The sequence below is a fragment of the Streptomyces sp. rh34 genome (assembly GCF_002551245.1).
Taxonomy (GTDB): domain Bacteria; phylum Actinomycetota; class Actinomycetes; order Streptomycetales; family Streptomycetaceae; genus Streptomyces.
Genome location: NZ_NTGZ01000463.1, coordinates 1 through 2,647, shown reverse-complemented (window position 1 = coordinate 2,647; position 2,647 = coordinate 1). Strand labels below are relative to the sequence as shown.

The window sequence follows — 2,647 nt, the reverse complement described above, 5'->3', positions numbered from 1 at the left end:
GGGCGGGGCGATCGGCCCGGGCGGGCGGCGGCCGGGGGGAGTTGGCCCTTCAGAGGGCCCCATTCGTTCGGGTCGGGGACCCCGGGCGGGAGCATCGCGCGACGCTTGGGACCGGTGTGGCCCTCCGCCGGCTCCCCCGGTTCCTTCGCCCCGGGCCAGGCCTTGGCGACGCGCGCGGCCAGGACGAAGTCCTTGCGCAGCGGGTGGCCCTCGAAACCTTCCGGCAGGAGCAGCGGTACGAGGTGGGGGTGACCGTCGAACGCGACGCCGAACATCTCGTGGGTCTCGCGCTCGTGCCACGCGGCGCCCGCGTAGACGTCGATGGCGCTGGGCAGGACCGCCGCTTCGTGCGGCACGGTCGTGCGTACCATCAGCCGCCGCACCGTACCCGGGCGCAGGGCCGCGACATGGGCGCAGACGCGGAAGCCCGTGCCCGGTTCGTCCACGGCGCTGAGCCAGTCGAAGTAGGTGCACCCGAGTTCGTCGCGGGCGGTCCGCAGCGCGGTGAGCCATGCGGCGGCGGGGACGTCGACGGTCAGCAGGTCGTACGCGGACTCCGCCGTGGCTCGGTCGCCGAACAGGTCGGTGACCGCGTCCGGCAGCCGGTCGTAGGCCTCGGCGGCGGATTCCGTGTGCTGGTCGCTGTCGCTCATCGCCGCTCCTCCTCCGGCGTCGGGGCCGCTGCCGTCGGGGCGGGCGTCGTCGGCGCGGCCACCAGGCCGCTGCGCAGGGCCTCGGTGGACGGGCCGCCACCCATGGAACCGGTGCCCCCGGTGCCCCCGGAGGCGTAACGCTCGGCGAGGGATTCGCGCGCGATCTTCTCCTGGAGCTTGAGAATGCCCTGGAGCAGCGCCTCGGGCCGGGGCGGGCAGCCGGGTACGTACACATCGACGGGGATGATCTGGTCGACGCCCTTGGTCACGGAGTACGAGTCCCAGTAGGGGCCGCCGCAGTTGGAGCAGGCGCCGAAGGAGATGACGTACTTCGGTTCGGGCATCTGCTCGTACAGCCGCTTCACGGCCGGGGCCATCTTGTCCGTCACCGTGCCGGACACGATCATGAGGTCGGCCTGACGGGGTCCGGGGGCGAACGGGATCACGCCGAGCCGGATGAAGTCGTGGCGCGCCATGGACGCGGCGATGAACTCGATGGCGCAACAGGCGAGTCCGAAGTTGAAGACCCAGAGGCTGTAGCGGCGGCCCCAGTTGAGAACGACCTTCATCGGCTCGGGGGCGAGTCGGGAGAGCACGCCGAGACGTTTGGGCTCGGGCAGGAGGACCGGGTCGGAAGGGGGCGCGGACTGCTGCGACGCGGGGGTCGGCCGACTCGTCAGGCCCATGCGAGGACGCCCTTCTTCCATGCGTAGAGCAGTCCCACGGCCAGGAAGCCGAGGAAGACGAACATTTCGACCAGGGTCGTCGCACCGTATCCGGGCGCCGCGAACACCGTGGCCCACGGGAACAGGAAGATGGAGTCGACGGCGAAGATCACGTACAGGAACGCGTAGACGTAGTAGCGGACCTGGGTGTGCGCCCAGCCCTCGCCGACCGGGTCGACGCCGCATTCGTAGGTGAGCAGCTTCTCCGGGGTGGGGACGACGGGGCGCAGCAGTCGCCCGGCTCCGAAGGCCACGGCGACGAACAGGACGCCGACCAGGGCGAGCAGACCGATGACCGAATAGCTCTGGAAATACTCCGAGGCGAGCGTGGTGGATCCGTCCACCGGAACGCCGGACACGCCGGACCCGCTCATCGCGTCCGAGACGCCGGTCATGCCCATCGCGTCCGCCACGCCGGTCACGTCCGTAACGTCGGCCACGTCCGCCCCTCGCTCCCTCGTCGTCCGCATCTGTCCCATGTACCTGTACCTGTTTGTACGCACGGGAGTCTAGGGCCTGCTAAACGGAGCGTAAGCAGCCGCGTCGGGCATCAGGTGGGGTTATCCCTACTTCGCCCCACCCATGAGCCCCATGGTGCGCGCGGGGGCGGCCCGGCAGGCTGTGGGTATGACCATGAGCCCTTCCGTGCCGGATCCCGACCGGCTGCCGCCCGCCCGCTTCGCCCTCGACCGGTGGGCCTGGCGGGAGGTCGCGTATCTGCTCGCCAATCTGCCGTTGGCCGTCGTCGGGTTCGTCTACACCGTGGTCGTGATCGCCGTCGGCGCCGGGCTCTCCGTCACCGTGATCGGTCTGCCGTTGCTGGTCGGTGGACTCCAGGGCTCCCGGCTGCTGGGCCGGCTGGAGCGGTGGCGTGCGCGGCGGATGCTCGGCGTCCGGGTCGAGGAGCCGAGTCCGCTGGCGCGCGGCCACCGGGATCAGGGGTTCTTCGCCCGGCTGTGGGCGGGGCTCAAGGACCCGGTGGGCTGGCGGGCGTTGCTGTACGGGTTCGTCCGACTGCCGTGGGGGGTGCTGACGTTCGCGGTGACGCTGGCGAGCCTGTTCGTCCTGTGGCCGGTGCTGCCGTTCATCACGCGGGGGCTGACGACGGTGGACCGGGCGATGGCGCGCGGGCTGCTGTCGCCCTCGGACGAGCTGGAGCGGCGTATCGCCGAGCTGGAGTCGGACCGGGGCGTGGTCGTGGACACCGCCGCCGCCGACCTGCGCCGGATCGAGCGCGACCTGCACGACGGCGCCCAGGCCCGCCTGGTC

At 71.4% G+C, this 2,647-nt stretch carries 4 protein-coding genes; 1 reads left to right on the top strand and 3 read right to left on the bottom strand.

Annotated features, from left to right (window positions below; genetic code table 11):
• The 3 genes from CR470_RS37230 to CR470_RS37220 form a co-directional block, all read right to left on the bottom strand.
• A partial coding sequence (locus CR470_RS37230) for an NADH-quinone oxidoreductase subunit C (protein ID WP_143663979.1) occupies positions 1 to 653 on the bottom strand: 653 nt, incomplete at its 3' end.
• Entirely contained in the window at positions 650 to 1,339 is a 690-nt protein-coding gene (locus CR470_RS37225; RefSeq protein ID WP_097872136.1) for an NADH-quinone oxidoreductase subunit B, read from the bottom strand. The genes CR470_RS37225 and CR470_RS37230, both read right to left, overlap by 4 nt.
• Entirely contained in the window at positions 1,330 to 1,773 is a 444-nt protein-coding gene (locus CR470_RS37220; RefSeq protein ID WP_373561477.1) for an NADH-quinone oxidoreductase subunit A, read from the bottom strand. The genes CR470_RS37225 and CR470_RS37220 overlap by 10 nt, the downstream gene beginning before the upstream one ends.
• Positions 1,774 to 2,005: 232 nt before the next feature.
• On the opposite strand from CR470_RS37220, the gene CR470_RS37215 reads away from it, so the two are divergent.
• The coding region (locus CR470_RS37215) for a sensor domain-containing protein (RefSeq protein WP_179892511.1) at positions 2,006 to 2,647 on the top strand (642 nt) is incomplete at its 3' end.